Origin of the sequence: Allosediminivita pacifica, from assembly GCF_003054175.1 — a bacterium.
In the GTDB taxonomy this organism is placed as follows: Bacteria; Pseudomonadota; Alphaproteobacteria; order Rhodobacterales; family Rhodobacteraceae; genus Allosediminivita; species Allosediminivita pacifica.
In genome coordinates, this window is record NZ_QBKN01000001.1 from 309431 (window position 1) to 328471 (window position 19041).

At 66.7% G+C, this 19041-nt stretch carries 17 protein-coding genes; 12 read left to right on the forward strand and 5 right to left on the reverse strand.

What is annotated here, in order from left to right; genetic code table 11:
- Position 1 precedes the first annotated feature (1 nt).
- Entirely contained in the window at positions 2-1990 is a 1989-nt protein-coding gene (locus C8N44_RS01510) for an extracellular solute-binding protein (RefSeq protein WP_244640933.1), read from the reverse strand.
- A 186-nt stretch (positions 1991-2176) separates the two neighbouring features.
- Positions 2177-2692: a c-type cytochrome gene (locus C8N44_RS01515; RefSeq protein ID WP_107974381.1), complete on the reverse strand. Its 516-nt coding sequence runs from the start codon at positions 2690-2692 to the stop codon at positions 2177-2179.
- Positions 2693-2825: 133 nt separating this feature from the next.
- Between C8N44_RS01515 and C8N44_RS01520 the strand changes: the two genes are divergently transcribed.
- From C8N44_RS01520 to C8N44_RS01530, 3 genes are all read left to right on the forward strand, one after another.
- A complete protein-coding gene (locus C8N44_RS01520; protein ID WP_107974382.1) occupies positions 2826-3659 on the forward strand; it encodes a prephenate dehydratase in 834 nt (277 codons plus the stop codon).
- 22 nt (positions 3660-3681) lie between these two features.
- Positions 3682-4164, forward strand: coding sequence for a hypothetical protein (locus tag C8N44_RS01525; protein WP_107974383.1), 483 nt, complete (start codon positions 3682-3684; stop codon positions 4162-4164).
- Positions 4165-4312: 148 nt separating this feature from the next.
- Positions 4313-5755 (forward strand): Glu/Leu/Phe/Val family dehydrogenase, encoded by a 1443-nt coding sequence (locus C8N44_RS01530; RefSeq protein WP_107974384.1) that lies wholly within the window; start codon positions 4313-4315, stop codon positions 5753-5755.
- 3 nt (positions 5756-5758) lie between these two features.
- Here the strand turns inward: C8N44_RS01530 and C8N44_RS01535 are convergent, their stop codons facing one another.
- Positions 5759-6229 carry a DUF1203 domain-containing protein gene (locus C8N44_RS01535; protein ID WP_107974385.1) on the reverse strand — a complete coding sequence of 157 codons (471 nt, stop codon included), beginning with the start codon at positions 6227-6229 and terminating at the stop codon, positions 5759-5761.
- Between the two features lie 128 nt (positions 6230-6357).
- Between C8N44_RS01535 and C8N44_RS01540 the strand changes: the two genes are divergently transcribed.
- The 7 genes from C8N44_RS01540 to rpoD all read left to right on the forward strand — a co-directional run bounded on the left by C8N44_RS01540 (position 6358) and on the right by rpoD (position 15886).
- Positions 6358-7611, forward strand: coding sequence for a sarcosine oxidase subunit beta family protein (locus tag C8N44_RS01540; protein ID WP_107974386.1), 1254 nt, complete (start codon positions 6358-6360; stop codon positions 7609-7611).
- A 24-nt stretch (positions 7612-7635) separates the two neighbouring features.
- Positions 7636-7902, forward strand: coding sequence for a sarcosine oxidase subunit delta (locus C8N44_RS01545; RefSeq protein ID WP_107974387.1), 267 nt, complete (start codon positions 7636-7638; stop codon positions 7900-7902).
- On the forward strand, positions 7892-10822 hold the full coding sequence (locus C8N44_RS01550) for a sarcosine oxidase subunit alpha family protein (protein ID WP_107974388.1): 2931 nt from the start codon (positions 7892-7894) through the stop codon (positions 10820-10822). The genes C8N44_RS01545 and C8N44_RS01550 overlap by 11 nt, the downstream gene beginning before the upstream one ends.
- Positions 10815-11381, forward strand: a complete 567-nt coding sequence (locus tag C8N44_RS01555) for a sarcosine oxidase subunit gamma (protein WP_107974389.1) — start codon at positions 10815-10817, stop codon at positions 11379-11381. Before C8N44_RS01550 ends, C8N44_RS01555 begins: the two co-directional genes overlap by 8 nt.
- A gap of 31 nt (positions 11382-11412) precedes the next feature.
- A complete protein-coding gene (locus tag C8N44_RS01560; protein ID WP_107974390.1) occupies positions 11413-11739 on the forward strand; it encodes a hypothetical protein in 327 nt (108 codons plus the stop codon).
- 55 nt (positions 11740-11794) lie between these two features.
- Positions 11795-13753: a DNA primase gene (dnaG, locus tag C8N44_RS01565; protein WP_107974391.1), complete on the forward strand. Its 1959-nt coding sequence runs from the start codon at positions 11795-11797 to the stop codon at positions 13751-13753.
- A 132-nt stretch (positions 13754-13885) separates the two neighbouring features.
- Positions 13886-15886 (forward strand): RNA polymerase sigma factor RpoD, encoded by a 2001-nt coding sequence (rpoD, locus tag C8N44_RS01570; protein ID WP_107974392.1) that lies wholly within the window; start codon positions 13886-13888, stop codon positions 15884-15886.
- Positions 15887-15937: 51 nt separating this feature from the next.
- Here the strand turns inward: rpoD and C8N44_RS01575 are convergent, their stop codons facing one another.
- Positions 15938-16798, reverse strand: coding sequence for an NAD(P)H-binding protein (locus C8N44_RS01575; protein WP_107974393.1), 861 nt, complete (start codon positions 16796-16798; stop codon positions 15938-15940).
- Positions 16799-17064: 266 nt separating this feature from the next.
- Positions 17065-17745, reverse strand: a complete 681-nt coding sequence (locus C8N44_RS01580) for an SDR family oxidoreductase (RefSeq protein ID WP_107974394.1) — start codon at positions 17743-17745, stop codon at positions 17065-17067.
- 81 nt (positions 17746-17826) lie between these two features.
- Here C8N44_RS01580 and C8N44_RS01585 point away from each other — a divergent pair, with 81 nt between their 5' ends.
- The gene (locus tag C8N44_RS01585) at positions 17827-18237 is read left to right on the forward strand and encodes a secondary thiamine-phosphate synthase enzyme YjbQ (RefSeq protein ID WP_107974395.1); all 411 of its coding nucleotides are present in this window, start codon (positions 17827-17829) and stop codon (positions 18235-18237) included.
- Positions 18238-18307: 70 nt separating this feature from the next.
- Positions 18308-19024 (forward strand): DUF1353 domain-containing protein, encoded by a 717-nt coding sequence (locus C8N44_RS01590; RefSeq protein WP_158273979.1) that lies wholly within the window; start codon positions 18308-18310, stop codon positions 19022-19024.
- The last annotated feature ends 17 nt before the right edge of the window (positions 19025-19041 follow it).

The following is a 19041-nucleotide window of genomic DNA, read 5'->3' on the forward strand; positions in this document are numbered from 1 at the left end:
ATCAGTCTATCGCGCCCGCCTCGCGCAGGGCCTCTTCCTTCTCGGGGTCCACCCACCAGGTGGACAGGTAGCCGAGGTCGTAGGGCGCGATCTGATCTGGATGTTCGTACATGTCGTAATAGGCCACCCAGTGGTCTGCGATGTAGCCGGTTGGCACCACGAAGAACTCGTAGCGCAGCGCGCGGTCGAGCGCCTTGAGGGCCACGTCGGTCTCTTTCTGCGAGTCTGCGGTAAAGCTCGCCTCGATGATCGCGTCAACCAGCGGGCTGGCGAGCCCGGCGGGGTTGAAGAGGCTGAACTCCGCCTCGCGTGAGCCGTACATCTGGCTGAGCCCGCCGCCCGTGGACAGGAAGCTGCCGTAACGCGTCGAGTAGAGCATGTCGTAGTCCCGCTCGCGGCGGCGCAGGGTGTACTGTGAGGGGTCGACGCGCTCGAAGCTCGCATCCACGCCGATCTGGCGCAGGTTGCGAACGTAGGTCTCGTGCATCGACTCGACCGAGGGTTCGATGTTCGAGGGGATCAGCATGTGGACCTTGAGGGTCTCGCCCGCCTCATTGCGGCGGATGCCCTGGTCGTCGACGGTCCAGCCGGCCTCGTCAAGCAGGCGGGAGGCTTGTCGCAGGTTGCGGCGGTCGGCAAGATCGCTGGCCGAGGATTCATGCATGACCGGCACGGGTTCTGACAGCAGGTCGTCGGGGACGATGCCCTCGTCGAGGGATTCGAGGAAGGCCAGCTCTGCGTCCGACGGCGTGTCCTTGGCCTCGACATGTGTGCCTTCAACGAAGGAGCTGCGCGGGGTGTAGAGACCGTAGAGCAGGCTCTCGTTGCTCCATTCGAAGTTGTAGGCCAGCGCGATCGCCTTGCGAACGTTCTTGTCCTGGAACTGCGGCTTGGCGAGGTTGAAGACGAAACCCGTCGGGTTCGGCGGGCTGCCGTCCGGGATCTCTTCCTTCACGACGATGCCTTCCTGCACCTTGGGGAACTCGTAGGCCGTCGCCCAGAGCCTCGGGTCGCTCTCAGTCCGGAAAAGGTACTCGCCCGCCTTGAAGGCCTCGAAAGAGGCGGTCTGGTCGGCGAAATACTCGACCCGGATGGTGTCGTAGTTGTTCCGCCCGGCGTTGAAGGGGATATCCTCGCCCCAGTAGTCGTCGCGGCGTTCGTAGACGATGCGCCGGTTCACCTCGTAGTTGGTAAGCTCGTAGGGACCCGATCCCACCGCGACCTCGAGCCGTGGCTCGTCGAGGCGGCGGTTCTCGGGGTCTTCCTCGAACCAGGCCTTGGAGAAGATCGGCGTGGCACCCACGGTCTCGATCCGCGAGCGCTTGGATTCCTCGGGGTTGAAGGTGAACTTCACGGTGTGCTCGTCGAGGGCCTCGGCGCTTTCGACCATCCGGTCGACGGCCTGCGCGTAGGAGGGCAGGCCCTGCGTGATGAAGAGCGTGTGTGAATAGACCACGTCCTCTGCCGTCACCGGCGTTCCGTCCGAGAACGTCGCATCCGGGCGCATGTGGAAGATGACCCAGTCCTTGCTCTCGGGGTACTCGAGGCTTTCGCAGACGATGCAGTAGTACTGTCCGACCTGGTCCTCGATGGATTCGATCAGGCTGTCGTAGAGGATCGAGGTCAGCGCACCGGCGCGTCCCTTGGTGGAATAGGGGTTGAGGCTGTCGAAGGTGCCGGTTGCGCCAAGAACCATGCGGCCGCCCTTGGGGGCGTCGGGATTGACGAAGTCGAAGCTCTCGTAGTCGGCGGGGTAGTCTAGGTTGCCGAAGTAGGAATAGCCGTGAGACGTGATGATCTCCTCCCCGGCGGTGTCGGCGCTGTCCCCGGTCGGCGCGTCCTGGGCGAAGGCGGCGCCGGCAAGCGCTGCGGCCGCGATCAGGACAAGGCCCGAGGTCGCGAGCCTGCGCAGCGGCGCGCCATCCTCGGCCATTTCGGCGGCTTGGGTGCGGGCTTGTGCGCGGGGGGGCCGGGCGGGCGTGCGGATCATGGGCGTTCCCTTCTCATCCTCTCACCTTTGGCGGTCAGGCTAATTGTCCGGCTTAACCATGTTCAAGTTGAGAATGCACTAACCATTGTCAAACATCCGTCACCAAAGGCCTGCGGATCGTGAGTGCAGACGAAAAGGGCCGCACCCAAAGGTGCGGCCCCGTAAATTCGGTGCGCTCGGTCAGGATCAGCCGCCGCTTTGCTGCTCGAGGTAGGCGATCAGGTTGGCGCGATCCTCGATGTCGCTGAGGCCGTTGAAGCTCATCGCGGTGCCCGGGGCGTAGCCGCGGGGGTTCTCGATGAAGTGGCTCAGGTTCTCGGGGCTCCAGACATCGGCCGCCTCGACCAGTGCACCCGAGTAGTTGAAGCCATCGACCGCGGCCACGTCGCGGCCGACCACACCGTCGAGGTGGGGGCCGGTGGCGTTGCTGCCGTCAAGGTTGTGGCACGCGCGGCAGCGTCCGAAGACCCGCTCGCCTGCGCCGGCGTCCGCCTCGGCGTAGACCGTCTCGAAGTCGACCTCGGCCTCTTCTTCCTCGCCGCTGCCGTCATCCTCCGTCTCGATCACGTAGGATGCAACTTCCTCGCCGTGGCCACCGCCAACGTGATAGAGCGATTCCGCCGCCCACACACCCAGCAGGTAGACCAGCAGCGCGCCGCAGAGGCCGCCCACGACCTTTGTGAACGTCATCGTGTCAAACATATCCGTCGCGTCCCACAGTTGTCCGTCGGTGGCGGTATCTACGGCTTCCATCGCCATGAAGCAAGGTATAGAAGCCGCGACCAAACGCCCGTCCGGGGCCGAAATTTCGACGGAAGCGGAGCGAAACGCCACGATGACCAGTCGCATAGCCTTTCAGGGCGAGCTTGGCGCCTATTCCCACGAAGCCTGCCGCGACGCACGGCCCGACATGGAAGCGCTGCCCTGCCACACCTTCGAGGAGGTGATCGACGCGGTGCAGAGCGGCAAGGCCGACCTGGCAATGCTGCCTGTCGAGAACACCACATACGGTCGCGTGGCGGACATTCACAGGTTGCTTCCGGCCAGCGGTCTGCGGATCATCGACGAGGCCTTCGTGCGGGTGCACATCAGTCTCATGGCGCTGCCGGGGGTGAAGATCGAGGAACTGGAGAAGGTCCGCGCGCACCTCGTGCTGATCCCTCAGGCGGCAAGCTTCCTCGACAAGTACGGCATCAAGGGCGAGGCCGCCGCCGACAGCGCGGGCGCCGCGGCGGAGCTCGCCCGCGACCGGACGCCGACCGAGGGCGTCCTCGCCTCCGACCTCGCGGCCGAGACGCACGGGCTCGAGATCCTCGCGCGGCACATCGAGGACCACGACCACAACACCACGCGATTCCTCATCATGGGCAAGGAGGCGGACCTAACCCGGCGTGGCACCCATGGCATGATGACGACCTTCATCTTCCAGGTGCGCAACATTCCCGCCGCGCTCTACAAGGCGATGGGCGGGTTTGCGACAAACGGCGTCAACATGACCAAGCTGGAAAGCTACATGGTCAACGGCTCCTTCACGGCGACGCAGTTCTACGCCGACATCGAGGGCCACCCCGACGATCCGGCCGTGGCGCGCGCGCTCGACGAGCTGGAGTACTTCACCAACGAGCTGAAGATCCTCGGCGTCTACCCGCGCGATCCGCGCCGCGACTGAACGCCGGGCAGGGGAGGGGACCATGGCCGACGACGACATCCTGGCGACGGCGGGCGCTTCGCAGCCACGGCGCATCTTCGCGGTCACGGTGCTGACCGCGCTCGGCCTGCTGGTGATCTGGCTGGCCCTTGCTGTCCCTCAGGGCGGTTTCGGCTGGGTCGTGATGCTGGCGGCCGTGGGGCTTTCGGCGCTTTTCATGGCGCACCGGCTCTGGCGCGCGACGGCCCATTCCCTGGTTCTGCGCGAAAGCGGTCTCTACGACAGCGACGGCACCCGGCTTGCGGCCTTCGAGGAAATTCGCAAGGTCGACCGCGGCACCTTCGCGATGAAGCCGTCGAACGGATTCATCGTCCTGCTGCACGGTTCCGCGGGACGGGGCTGGCGGCCGGGATTGTGGTGGCGCTTCGGCAAGCGGGTCGCCGTGGGCGGTGTCACCGCCGGGTCCGAAACCAAGCCCATGGCAGACATCATGACCCTGCGCCTCAGCCAACGCGACGGGGAATGACGGCCACCGAGACAGCTTCCGGTTGCCTTGCCGGAACGGATCGCATCCTACGCGGTTTCCGGGGAGGACATTAACCACCGCGACATGTTAGGCGGGTACTCACGCAACGGGCGCCACGTCAGCGTGGCGGGAAACTGAGGAGGACCCGATGAACGCCGCAGCCGTACCGGCCAACGAACCGACGTTCCGCCAATCCGTCGATCTGATGTTCAATCGCGCCGTGGCGCTCATGGATCTTCCGCCGGGTCTCGAAGAGAAGATCCGCGTCTGCAACGCCACCTACACGGTGCGTTTCGGGGTCAGGCTGCGCGGCCAGATCCAGACCTTTGTCGGTTACCGCTCGGTGCATTCCGAACACATGGAGCCGGTCAAGGGCGGCATCCGCTTTGCCCCCAGCGTCAACCAGGACGAGGTCGAGGCGCTTGCCGCGCTCATGACCTACAAGTGCGCCCTGGTGGAGGCGCCCTTCGGTGGCTCCAAGGGCGGGCTCTGCCTCGATCCGCGCGAATACGACGAGCACGAGCTGGAACGCATCACCCGCCGCTTCGCCTACGAGCTCGCCAAGCGCGACCTGATCCACCCCAGCCAGAACGTCCCCGCCCCCGACATGGGCACGGGCGAGCGCGAAATGGCCTGGATCGCCGACCAGTATCGCCGGATGAACACCACCGACATCAACGCCAATGCCTGTGTCACGGGCAAGCCGCTGAACGCCGGCGGCATCGCAGGGCGCGTCGAGGCCACGGGGCGTGGCGTGCAATACGCGCTGCGCGAATTCTTCCGCCACCCCGAGGACGTCCAGAAGGCGGGGCTCGAAGGCAAGCTCGACGGCAAGCGCGTCATCGTCCAGGGCCTCGGCAACGTGGGCTACCACGCGGCAAGCTTCCTGCGGAACGAGGACGGCTGCCGGATCACCGGGATCATCGAGCACGACGGCGCGCTCTTCAATCCCGACGGGCTCAACGTCGACGCGGTGCGCGACTGGATCGTCCGCCACGGCGGGGTCACGGGCTTTCCCGACGCCTCGCACACGGCCGAAGGTGCGGCGGTGCTGGAAGAGGACTGCGACATCCTCATCCCGGCCGCGCTCGAGGGGGTCATCAACCTCGGCAACGCCAAGAACATCAAGTCCAACCTGATCATCGAGGCGGCAAACGGGCCAATCACGGCCGGGGCCGACGACATCCTGCGCGAACGCGGCGTGGTCATCATCCCCGACATGTACGCCAACGCGGGTGGCGTGACGGTCTCCTACTTCGAGTGGGTCAAGAACCTAAGCCACATCCGCTTCGGTCGCATGCAGCGGCGGCAGGAGGAATCCCGCCACCAGCTCGTCGTTGACGAACTCGAACGCCTCTCGGCGGACAGCGGCATCGGCTGGACACTCTCGCCGGACTTCAAGGAAAAGTACCTGCGCGGTGCCGACGAACTCGAGTTGGTGCGTTCGGGCCTCGATGACACCATGCGCATCGCCTACCAGTCGATGCGCCAGGTCTGGCACGGGCGTGACGATGTCACCGACCTGCGTACCGCGGCATACCTCGTGTCCATCGATCGCGTGGCGCAAAGTTACAAGGCCAAGGGTCTCTGACCCTCAGGCCCGCGTGATCCGCGCCGCGAAACAGCCCTGCCGGGCGTTGTGGGCGTGGATCTCGTGGATCGCGGGGTCAGCGAACAGGCGGTCGATCAGGGCCTCGGTCCGGTCGACCCCCTCGCTCACGTCGGCGTCGCGCATCATGCCGTCTGCATCAAAGCCGCGTAGCGACAGCAGACGGTGCCGCATGACGGGCGGCAGTGCGTCTACCGCGTCCCAAGGGGCGTCCGCTCCCTCCAGCAGGAAGATGGCATGGCTCGCCCGGTAGGGGGATGCCGTCCGCATGCTGATATGGTTCATCAGCAGCAGCGTCGCCCCCTCTGGCGCGTCGCTCAGCGTGATGCGGTCGGGATAGCCCGGGCAGGTGTCCGCCCGGACGCGGCGGGCGCCGTGCTGGGCGAGCGATGCCTCGCTCGTGTGCCACAGGTGGCGGAAAGGGGCGGGGTCCAACCCCGTGATGCGATAGGCCATCGGTCGTTCTTCCCTTGGTTGCAGGCCCGCAGAATTGCCACTGCGACCGTCACGCGCGACCCGAAGCTTGCGGATTGCACCCCGGCCCTCGTCCTGCTTGAGTGCGCCCGAGACAACGGGGCGAGGCGATGCGATTTTCAGGGCTGCGCGTTCTGCGCGAGGGGCTGACAGGCAACAAGGGGTGGGTGCCGCACTGGCGCGATCCCGAGCCGAAATCCGAATACGACATCGTCATCATCGGCGGTGGGGGGCACGGCCTTGCCACTGCCTACTACCTTGCCCGCGAACACGGGCTCACCAACATCGCGGTGCTGGAGAAGGGCTACCTCGGCGGCGGCAACGTGGGGCGCAACACCACCATCGTGCGGGCGAACTACTTCCTGCCCGGCAATTCCGAGTTCTACTCGCACTCCCTCAAGCTCTGGGAGGGGCTGGAGCACGAGCTGAACTACAACGTGATGCATTCGCAGCGCGGGCTGATCAATCTCTTCCACAGCGACGGCCAGCGCGACGCCTTCGCCCGGCGCGGCAACGCGATGATCAACCAGGGCGACGACGCCATCCTGCTCGACCGCGAGGGCGTGCGCGAACATCTGCCCTACCTCAATTTCGACAGCGGTCGATTCCCGATCCACGGCGGGCTCTACCACCCGCGCGGCGGCACCGCCCGGCACGACGCCGTGGCCTGGGGCTATGCCCGCGGCGCCGACAGCCGGGGCGTGGATCTGATCCAGAATTGCGAGGTCACCGGCATCGACACCGAGGGTGGCCGCGTCACCGGAGTGCAGACCACGCGCGGCGCGATCAAGGCCAAGAAGGTCGGCATCGTCGTCGCGGGACGCTCGGGACAGGTTGCCGCCATGGCGGGCATGCGCCTGCCGATCGAAAGCCACGTGCTGCAGGCCTTCGTGACCGAGGGGCTCAAACCCTGCATCGACCACGTGGTGAGCTTTGGCATGGGGCATTTCTACATCAGCCAGTCCGACAAGGGCGGGCTGGTCTTCGGCGGCGACCTCGACATGTACGCCTCCTACGCGCAGCGCGGAAACCTGCCCCTGACCGAACACGTGATGGAGGCCGCGATGACGCTCATGCCCATGATCGGCAAGGCCAAGGTCCGGCGCAGCTGGGGCGGCATCATGGACATGACGCCCGACGGCTCGCCCATCATCGACCGCACCGGGATCGAGGGGCTCTATATCGACTGCGGCTGGTGCTACGGCGGCTTCAAGGCGGTCCCGGGCTCGGGCTTTGCCTTCGCCCATCTCATCGCGCAGGACCGCCCGCACGACAGCGCCGCGAGGTTCCGGCTGGATCGCTTCCGCGACGGCGTGGGGCTCATGGACGAGGAGGGCACCGGTGCGCAGCACAACCTGCACTGACGCCGCGCGGCGGAGGTTTATGACATGCGGATAACCTGCCCGATCTGCGGCACGCGCGACCGGCGCGAATTCTACTACCAGGGCGCGGCCGAGGCGCTGCACCGGCCTGACCCCGAGGCCGGGGAAGACGCATGGGACGCCTACCTGCACCTGCGCGACAACCCCGCCGGGCGGACGCAGGACCTGTGGTATCACGAGGCCGGCTGCGGCTGCTGGCTGGTGGTCGATCGCGACACGGTCACGCACGAAATCTACGGCGCCACGCTGGTGGAGGCCCGCCATGCGGATTGAGGGCAGGGGCCGCATCGACCGGACCCGCGAGGTCAAGTTCCTCTTCGATGGCGTGGTGCGTGCTGGGCACCCCGGCGACACGCTTGCCTCGGCGCTCATGGCCTCGGGGCAGATGCTCATGGGGCGCAGTTTCAAGTATCACCGCCCGCGCGGCGTGCTCACTGCCGGTTCGGAAGAACCCAACGCGCTGGTCATCACGGGCCACGGGGGCAGGGCGGAGCCCAACCGCCGCGCCACCATGGTCGAGATCCACGACGGCCTCGAGGCGCGCAGCCAGAACCGCTGGCCCTCGCTCGACTTCGATATCCTGTCGCTGAACGACCGCTTCGCGCCCTTCCTTGGCGCGGGTTTCTACTACAAGACCTTCATGGGCCCCGGGAAAACCTGGGAAAAGCTCTTCGAGCCGCTCATCCGTGGTGCCGCCGGTCTCGGGGCACTTTCGGGCGCGCCCAATGCCGAGACCTACGAGAAGGCCTGGGCTTTCTGCGACGTGCTGGTGATCGGTGGCGGGCCTGCGGGTCTCATGGCGGCGCTGTCGGCCGCCAGGGCCGGTGCGGATGTGATCCTCTGCGAGGAGGATCGCGATTTCGGCGGTCGCCTTCTGGCCGAGGACGAGCAGGTGGGCGGACAGCCCGGAGCCGACTGGGCCGCGGCGCTCGCGGCTGAACTGGCGGGGATGGACAACGTCCGCCTCATGCCGCGCACGACCGTTACCGGCGCCTATGACCAGGGCACCTACGGCGCGCTGGAACGCAGCGGGCAGCACTTGGCTGAACCCGGCGATCTGCCGCGCGAATGTTTCTGGCGGATCGTGGCCAAGCGCGCGGTGCTCTGCGCCGGGGCGCTGGAGCGCCACATCGCCTTCCGCGACAACGACCGGCCCGGCGTGATGATGGCGGGCGCGCTGCGCGCCTATCTCAACCGCTGGGGCACTGTTCCGGGGCGGCAAGTGGCGGTTTTCGGCAACAACGACGACGCCCATCGCACCGCGCGGGACATGGCCGCCGCCGGGCTGGAGGTGGTCGCCCTCGTCGATTCCCGCCACGAGGCCGAGAACCTTGCCGGCGACGTGCCCTTCTATCCCGGCTGGCAGGTGACTCGCGCCCATGGGGGGTCTGCGCTCGAGGCGATCTCGCTGCGCGCGCCGGATGGTGGCGAACGGCGGCTTGCCGTGCAGGCGCTGGGCGTCTCGGGCGGCTGGAACCCGACGCTGCACCTGACCTGCCACCAGGGCGCGAAACCCCTCTGGGACGACCGCATCGCCGCCTTCGTCCCGCCGGAGGGCGCGGTGCCCGGCCTGACCTCCGCCGGGGCTGCGCGGGGCAGCTTTTCGACCGCCGCCTGCCTGCGCGAGGGCGCCGAGGTTGGGGCCGAGGCCGCAGGCGCGCTTGGCTATGCCACGACGCCAGCCGCGTTGCCCGAGGCCGAGGACGCGCCCTACAGGCTCCGCCGCCTCTGGGCGGTCGAGGGCAAGGGCCGCGCCTGGCTCGACTTCCAGAACGACGTGACCGTCAAGGACGTGAAGCAGGCCGCGCAGGAGAATTTCCGCTCGGTCGAGCACATGAAGCGCTACACCACGCAGGGCATGGCGACCGATCAGGGCAAGACCTCGAGCGTGGCGGCGCTGGCCATCCTCGCCGATGTCACCGGCCGCGCCATCCCCGAGACCGGCACGACTACCTTCCGCCCGCCCTACACCCCCGTCGCCATCGCCGCGATGGGCGCGGGGGGCGAGGGGCCGGGCTTTGCGCCCCGGCGCCTCACCACCAGCCACGCGGCCAGCGCCGCCCGCCGCGCGCCCATGATCGAGGCAGGGCTCTGGTACCGGCCCAGCTATTTTCCGCAGAAGGGCGAGCGCGACTGGCAGGTGGCCTGCGATCGCGAGGTCCGGATGGTCCGCAACAGCGTCGGCATCTGCGATGTCTCGACGCTGGGCAAGATCGAGCTTCAGGGCCCCGACGTGGGCCGCTTCCTCGACTTCGTCTACACCAACACCTTCAGCACGTTGAAACCGGGCCGGGTGCGCTACGGCCTGATGCTGCGCGAGGACGGCTTCGTCATGGACGACGGCACGACCGCGCGGCTCGACGACAATCGCTGGGTCATGACCACGACCACGGCCGCGGCGGGGCAGGTCATGCGCCACCTCGACTGGGTGCATCAGGCGCTGATGCCGCAGCTCGACCTGCGCTTCGCCTCGGTGACGGAGCAATGGGCGCAGTTCGCGGTGGCCGGCCCGAAATCGCGCGAGCTGCTCGACGGGCTGCTGGATGCCCCGCTTGGCGATTTCCCCTTCATGGCCTGCGGTCCCGTCAGCATCGGGGGCATCGACGCGCGGCTTTTCCGCATCTCCTTTTCGGGCGAAGAGGCCTACGAGATCGCGGTGCCCGCCCGCTACGGGGCTTCGCTCTTTCATGAACTCGTGAAACGGGCCGAGGCGCTGGGCGGCGGCCCCTACGGGATGGAGGCGCTGAACGTCCTGCGGATCGAGAAGGGCCATATCACCCATGCCGAGATCCACGGCCGCACCACCGCCTTCGACTGCGGCTTCGAACGGATGGTGAGCGCGCAGAAGGACTGCATCGGCAAGACCATGGCCGCGCGGCCGGGCCTGACCGGGCCGGAGCGCGAGCAAATGGTGGGCCTGCGACCCGTCGACGGGCTGGGCAGGCTCACCGCCGGGGCGTTTCTTTTCAACGAAGGCGATCCCGCCGATCGTATCCACGCGCAGGGCTACACCACCTCGGCCTGCCACTCCCCGACGCTGGGCCTGCCGTTGGCTCTGGGGTTCTTGCGCAATGGCCGCGCGCGTCATGGCGAAAGGGTCCGCATGGTCGACCACCTGCGCGGGGTCGAGACGCTTTGCGAGGTGACGGATCCGGTTGCCTACGACCCCGAGGGAGGACGCCTGCGTGATTGAACTGGCCCCCGCATCCCCCTGCGGCGACCTGCTGCCGCTTCAGGTGGGCGACATGATCCTTGCCGAGCTGGACCTCGGCTCGCTGACCCTCGTCGCGCCCTTCGCCGGGCAGGTCGAGGCCACCTCCGACGCGCTGCACGACGCGCATGGCGTTGGCTTTCCCGATCCGGGCGTGGCGATCAGGGTGTGGGACACGCTCTGCCTCTGGTCCGGTCGGGCGCAGGCCCTGCTGGCAGGTCCGGAACCCGACGCGGCGCTGGCCTCGCTCGCAGCGCTCACCGATCAGTCGGACGGCTGGGCTGTCGTGCGGCTATCGGGGGCAGGCGCGACCGATGCCCTGGCGCGGCTTGTGCCCATCGACCTGCGGCCCGGTGCCTTTCCGCCCGGTAGCGCCGCCCGGACCCTGCTTGGCCACATGACGGTCACGATCCTGCGTGATCCTGCCGACGTGGCGGAAACGGCCTTCACCATCCTCGCCTTTCGTTCCATGGCGACCACATTGGTCCATGAACTGGAAACCGCCATGCGCCGCGTTGCGGCCCGGGCAGAGGCGGGATAACCCCGCGCCAGCCAATCGAACGGAGGCGACCATGCAAAGCATCAAGGCCGCGGCCCTGACACTGATCCTCGCGGCCCCGGTGGCCGCACAGCAAAGCGGCACCGACGGTGCCGACACCGAGCGGCTGCAAAGCTGCACCCGCCAGGCCCAGCTTGTCGCCGGCGCCGTGGAGGCGCGCGCCGACGGGGTTTCGCAACGCCGCGCCCGGCGCGGCCTGCGCAAGGAACTGGGTCCCGAAGCCGCCGAGATGCTGAGCGCGTGGATCTACAGCCTGCCCGAAGAGCAACTGACCCCTGCCGTGGGCGACGCCTGGCAGGCGCAGTGCATCGCCGCGCTCGAGCAGCTCGCCAACGAGTGAGAGGCGCGCTCGCGCCCTCTCGACTCCGCGGCGCCGCGGCCCGATATTGTCGGGCATGAGTCTGCCTCCCGGATTTCTCGACGAACTGCGCACCCGCATCAGCCTGAGCCAGGTGGTGGGGCGCAAGGTGTTGTGGGACAAGCGCAAATCGAACCAGGGCAAGGGCGACATGTGGGCGCCCTGTCCCTTCCACCATGAAAAGACCGCCTCCTTCCACGTCGACGACCGGAAGGGCTATTACTACTGCTTCGGCTGCCACGCGAAGGGCGACGCGATTTCCTTCGTGAAGGAGACGGAGAACGTCGAATTCATGGAGGCGGTGGAAATCCTTGCCGGCGAGGCCGGCATGCAGGTGCCCCAGCCCGATCCCAAGGCGCAGCAGAAGGCCGACCGCCGCACGCAGCTGACCGAGGTCATGGAGCAGGCTGTCCGCTTCTTCCGCATGCAGTTGCGCACCGCCGCCGGGTCCGAGGCCCGGGCCTACCTGCAGAAGCGCGGGCTTGATGAAGCGGCGCTGGAGCGTTGGGAGATCGGGTTTGCCCCTGCAGCCTGGGAAGGGCTGCGCACGCAACTCGAAGGGCAGGGCGTGTCGCCGGACCTGATGCTGGGCGCAGGATTGGTGCGGCAGTCCGACAAGGGCCGCGCGCCCTATGACGTGTTCCGCAACCGCATCATGTTCCCGATCCGCGACGGGCGGGGCCGCGCAATCGCCTTCGGCGGGCGCGCGATGGACCCTTCCGACAACGCGAAATACCTGAACTCGCCCGAGACCGAGCTTTTCGACAAGTCGCGCAATCTCTTCAACCTCCAGCCCGCCCGCGCCGCCGCGGGCAAGGGCCAGCCGCTGGTGGTGGCCGAGGGTTACATGGACGTCATCGCGCTCAGCGAGGCGGGCTTCGAATCCTCCGTGGCCCCGCTCGGCACCGCCGTGACCGAGCCGCAGTTGCAGCTCATGTGGCGCATGTCCGAAGAGCCGATCATCGCGCTCGACGGCGACACCGCGGGACTGCGCGCCGCGTACCGGGTCATCGACCTTGCACTGCCTTTGCTCGAGGCCGGCAAGGGCCTGCGCTTTGCCATCATGCCCGAGGGCAAGGACCCCGACGATCTGCTGCGCGCCGAGGGCGCCGATGCCGTGCGCAAGCTGCTGGAAGGGGCGATTCCCATGGTCCAGCTGCTCTGGCGCCAGGAAACCGAGGGCAAGGTCTTCGACAGCCCCGAACGCAAGGCCGCGCTCGAAAAGCGCCTGCGCGAGCGCATCGCGCGGATCGCGGACCAGGGCCTGCGCCGCCACTACGGCGACGAGATCAAGGAATTGCGCTACCAGCTTTTCCGTCCGCAGCGCGCGCCACGCGGCTTTGGCGGGGCAGGGGGCCAGCGCGGCCCGCGCCGCGACTGGAAGGCGCCGCTGCCAGCCTCGGCAGCCGCGCGTCAGTCCCTTCTGGTGGCTGATGAACGCGGCCAGGACCGGCTGCGCGAGCAGGTGGTGCTCTGCGCCATCCTCTCTGCGCCCGAGATCGCGCCCGAGTTCGAAACCCGCCTCGCCGAGATGGCTTGTCTCGATGCCGACCACGAAGCGCTGCGTGCTGCGATCCTGCGCAGTCTCGACGACACGCGCCTGATGCGCGAGGCCGCCGAGGCCGCGATAGGCCCCCAAGCCCTTGAAACCCTGCTGTCTGCGCGCCATGTAGCCGTCGTGCCCTGTATCCGGCGGCCGGGCGACGCGGAACTCGCCCGTCAGACCGTGGCAGAGGAACTGGCCAAGCTTGCGGCCCACCAGGGCTGGGCCGAGGAACTGGCCGAGGCCGAGGAGGATCTTGAGGATCGGGCGGACGAGTCGATGACCTACCGCCTGGCCCAGGCGGCCGAGGCACGCAATCACGCCGGACGATTGAGCGACGAAGAAGATGCAGACTTCGACATCGGTCCCAACGGGGCCCACATCGACCGCGAGGAACGCAGTGCATTCGATGCGCTGTTCGACAGGATTCGCTTTGAGAAATCCAAGCGCTAGGTCCTCGGACGGCAACTTTTAAGGAAATTCGGGTGATACGGGTGTGCGAATCGTTCCAAAACGATATTGATTCGGTTTAACGAATCGCTCGGCCCGAATCCCCATCAGGGAATGCCCCAGCAGGAGAGCCGCATGGCAGCCAAGGACACCGACGACGCCAAGCCGGAAGAGCAGGAAGAAGAGCTTTCGCTCGACATGAGCCAGACGGCGGTCAAGAAGATGATCGCCGAGGCCAAGGAGCGTGGCTACATCACGTACGACCAGCTCAATCAGGTCCTGCCTCCCGACCAGGTGAGCTCGGACCAGATCGAGGACGTGATGTCGATGCTCTCCGAAATGGGCATCCAGGTGACCGAGGCCGAGGAGGAAACCGAGGACGAGGACAAGGGCACCACCGATCTCGTCGAGACCAAGAAGGCCGGCGAAGTCGCCGTCTCGGGCGGTGGTTCGGAAAAGCTCGACCGCACCGACGACCCGGTCCGCATGTACCTGCGCGAGATGGGCAGCGTGGAGCTTCTGTCGCGCGAGGGCGAGATCGCCATCGCCAAGCGGATCGAGGCCGGGCGCAACACCATGATCGCGGGCCTCTGCGAAAGCCCGCTGACCTTCCAGGCGATCACGATCTGGCGTGACGAACTTCTCGCCGAGGACATTCTGCTGCGCGACGTGATCGACCTCGAGACGACCTTCTCGGGTCAGCTCGGCGAGGACGGCGAGATCGACCCGCAGATGGTGAGCGAGGCGAATGCCGTCGACGCCGAGAAGAAGGCCGAGAAGCAGGGCACCTCGGGCGAGCCCGAGCTTGATGCGGACGGCAACCCGATCGCCAAGGACGACGACGAGGACGACGACGAGCAGGCGAACATGTCGCTTGCCGCGATGGAGACCGCGCTCAAGCCGCGCGTGCTCGAAACCCTCGACACGATCGCCGGCGATTACGAGGAACTGGCCGCGATGCAGGACAGCCGGATTTCGGCGACCCTGAACGAGGACGGCTCCTTCAGCGCGGGCGACGAGGAACGCTACCAGAAGCTGCGCTCCGAGATCGTGACGCTGGTGAACGGTCTTCACCTGCACAACAACCGCATCGAAGCGCTGATCGACCAGCTCTACGGGATCAACAAGCGCATCATGGCCATCGACAGCGCCATGGTGAAGCTCGCCGACCAGGCCCGGATCAACCGTCGCGAATTCGTCGAGGAATATCGCGGTCACGAGCTTGATCCCAACTGGATGGAGCGGATGTCGCAGAAGCCGGGCCGTGGCTGGCAGATGTTCATCGAGCGTTCGTCCGACAAGGTCGAGGAATTGCGCGCCGACATGGCACAGGTCGGCCAGTACGTCGGTCTCGACATCAGCGAATTCCGCCGCATCGTCGGGCAGGTCCAGAAGGGCGAGAAGGAAGCCCGGCAGGCCAAGAAGGAAATGGTCGAGGCCAACCTGCGCCTCGTGATCTCCATCGCCAAGAAGTACACGAACCGCGGCCTGCAATTCCTGGACCTCATCCAGGAAGGCAACATCGGCCTGATGAAGGCCGTCGACAAGTTCGAGTATCGCCGCGGCTACAAGTTCTCGACCTACGCGACCTGGTGGATCCGTCAGGCCATAACCCGCTCCATCGCGGACCAGGCCCGCACGATCCGTATCCCGGTCCACATGATCGAGACGATCAACAAGCTGGTCCGCACCGGGCGCCAGATGCTCCACGAGATCGGCCGCGAACCGACGCCCGAGGAACTGGCCGAGAAGCTGCAGATGCCGCTCGAGAAGGTCCGCAAGGTGATGAAGATCGCCAAGGAGCCCATCTCGCTCGAGACGCCCATCGGCGACGAGGAAGACAGCCAGCTTGGCGACTTCATCGAGGACAAGAACGCGATACTGCCCCTCGACAGCGCCATTCAGGAAAACCTCAAGGAAACCACGACCCGGGTTCTCTCGTCCCTCACGCCGCGCGAGGAACGCGTCCTGCGGATGCGCTTCGGCATCGGCATGAACACCGATCACACGCTCGAGGAGGTCGGCCAGCAGTTCAGCGTGACGCGCGAGCGTATTCGCCAGATCGAGGCCAAGGCGCTTCGCAAGCTCAAGCACCCCAGCCGGTCGCGCAAGCTGCGCAGCTTCCTCGACCAGTAGGGCTGGCGATCACGGTATTTCGGAAGGGGCCGCACCATTGTGCGGCCCTTTTCATTTGGCCAGTTCGATGCGCAGCAGTTCTTCGGCCGTGCGTGTCGGCCGACCGATCAGACGCGAAAGGTGACCCGTGTCGGACCGCAGCCATCCCTTTCGGGCCCCCGCTTCGCAGTCGGCGAAAAGCTCCGAGGTCTCGGGCGTCATGCCGCCCTTCCTCAGGAACTTGCCGTATTCCTTTCGGGTCAGATGGCGATACTTCACCTCGCGCCCGGAAAGCTCTGACAGAAGGTCGGTGTACTCTTCGCGGCTGATCGCGCTGTCGCCGGCCAGCTCGTAGACCTGTCCCGCGAATTCGGAGTTGAGGATCGTCACCGCCGCCGCGGCCGCGTAGTCGCTGCGCGATGCCAGCGAGAGCCTGCCCTTGCCCGATGTGCCCGGATGTCGACCCGAGGCAAGGTCCTTTTGCAACCGGCAAGTCAGGTTCTCCAGGAACCAGCCTGTGCGCAGGATCGCGTGGTGAATACCCGATTGCGCCAGCATGGCCTCTGTCTCGGCATGAGCCGCCGCGATGCGCAGCGGCGAACGGTCGGCATTCAGGAACGAGATGTAGGTGATGTAGGTCACGCCGGCCTCACGGGCGGCGGCGATCACCCTCGCATTGCGTCCGGCGCGCAGCACGGGCGCTTCCGGCGATACGAGCAACAGGCGACCGACGCCTTCCAGTGCCACCCTGAGGCTTGCCGGGTCGTCACAGCTGCCGATGCGCGACAGAAGGCCCGCAGCGCTCAGCGCCTGCGCGTCGCCCGGCGTCCGGACGAGGCCAAAGACCTCTCCGTCTGGCGAGAATTTCGAAAGTTCCTTGAGGATGCAGCGGCCGAGCTCTCCGCTCGCTCCGGTGACGAGTATCGGGTTCATGACTGCAAATGCCTGTTTGAGCCGTACCTGCGGGAGAATGATTCTCCTCTAAGCGGTTGTCAGATCAGTAAAAGATGGCAGGGTGAAGTCGAGTCAAAGTGGAATCTGAAAAAGAAAGATGGGAATTATGCCACGCCGCTTGGTAGCCTCCGGACTGCCGCCAACTCGTTAAAAGTTTGCCCTTCTCGCGCAACTTGGCGTTGGGTGGGGCTTCCGGAAGGGCGCCCCGCCGCCGGCATGAGGTGGCAGGGCGCATCGCGACAGGATCAGCCCGTCGGCATCACGAAGACTTCCTGAACGTTCGCGCGCTTGTTGGCGTGCAGCGCGTACATCACCGCCTCGGCAATGTCCTCGGGTTTGAGCTTGTCGGGCTTGCCTTCATCGAAGAAGGGCGTATCGACCATGCCGGGCGCGATGACGGTGCAGCGCCCGCCCCATTCGCGCATCTCCTCGGCGAGGTTTCCGCCGTAGCCGTGCACGAACCACTTGGAGGCCCCGTAGACCGATCCCTTGATGTGCCGGCGCCCGGCGGCCGACCCGGTCAGCAGCAGATGGCCGCCGGTCTTCTTCAGGTGCGGCGTCGCGGCCTTGGTCGTCCAGAGGACCCCGAGCACATTCAGCTCGATCATCTTGCGCCACTCATCGGGCTGGCCCTCGTCCGTGCCCGAGGTCGACAGGCCCATGCCGGCATTGGCAAAGACGGCGTCGACTCCGCCGAACTTCTCGGCCAGCATTTCCAGTGCGCCGGTCTGGTCGTCGAGCGAGGTCGCGTCGCCGGGCAGCGCCAGCGCCTTGTCGCCGAACTCGGCCGCGAGGTCGTTGAGCTTGTCGGCGGAGCGGGCGAAGAGCCCCACGTTCCACCCCGCCTTAACCGCGGCGCGGGCGGTTTCCGCGCCAATCCCGGTGGATGCGCCGGTGATGAACAGGGTCTTGGGTTTATCGGTCATGTACCCTCACAGTAGTGATGTGTCTCGGGGGACAACGCGGGCCCCCCGCCGGAGTTGCCCGCGACCAGGGGAAAGGATGACATGCAGACCACTTTCACGATCGAGACGCTGGGCCCGGGCCTCTACGAGTTCACCCGCGAAGTGGCCGATTGGCTCGACGGGCGCGACGGCCTTCTCACCCTCATGGTGCGTCACACCTCGGCCTCGCTGTTGATCCAGGAAAACGCCGATCCTGACGTGCGCACCGATCTCATGGCCTATCTCGACCGCCTCGTGCCGCCGGCTAGCGATCCGTCGATGTCCTACCTGACGCACGTGCTCGAGGGGCCGGACGACATGCCCGCCCATATCAAGTCCGCGCTGCTGCCGGTTTCGCTCCAGATCCCGGTGGAAAGCGGGCGCATGCGGCTCGGGACTTGGCAGGGGATCTACCTTGTGGAGCATCGCTCCGCACCGCATCGCCGCACGGTCGCCGCGCATTTCGCCGTGTGAGATGTGAAACCGGACTTGCCCCGACGTCAGGATTCGCCGCATGCTGCCTGCGGTTAAGGGATTTCGACCAATGCATAGTGGCGGCGCAAGCCTCAAGCTCGTTTCGGGTCGCGCGATTGGCGTGATGATCTCGGCGCTTCTGGCCGCGGCGGCGACACTCGCCGGGATCGAGCAGCTGCGCCAACAGTCCGAGGGCAGGGTGACCTGCCCGCAAGGCGCGGGCAGCGAGGTCTGCCGGTTCGAAGGCACGCCCCTGCGCGTCTCGGGCACGCCCGTCTACATCGGCAACCGGCAGGGGGCCTTCCTGCCCACGCTTGAAGAGATCAGCTTCGTCGACGGCAGCGGGCGGCGCTGGATCGTGCCCCCCGACACGCTTACCGACGGGGCCTCGATCCCGCCGCTTTTCGCGCCGCTCGTGGGTGACCGGCAGCGCCGCGAGTACCTGCTCGCGGCGGCGTTGCACGACGCCTACTGCGGCATCGGGAACGAGGCGCTCCCGACCTACCAGAGCCGGCCCTGGGAAGAGGTCCACCGCATGTTCTACGACGCGCTGCTCACCGCGGGCACGCCACCGCGTATCGCCAAGGTCATGTTCGCCGCCGTCTATCTTGGCGGTCCGCGATGGAATGACCCGGCGCGCGCGCTCGACATGATGTCCGATGACGACCTCATGAAGGAAATGAAGCAGGGAATGGACTGGATCGAACGCGCGGACCCGGGGCCCGAAGAGATCATGGACTGGATGAAGGACCGCGAAGCAAAGATGCGCGCCGCGCATGGCGAGTAGATCGGACGCGTATATAG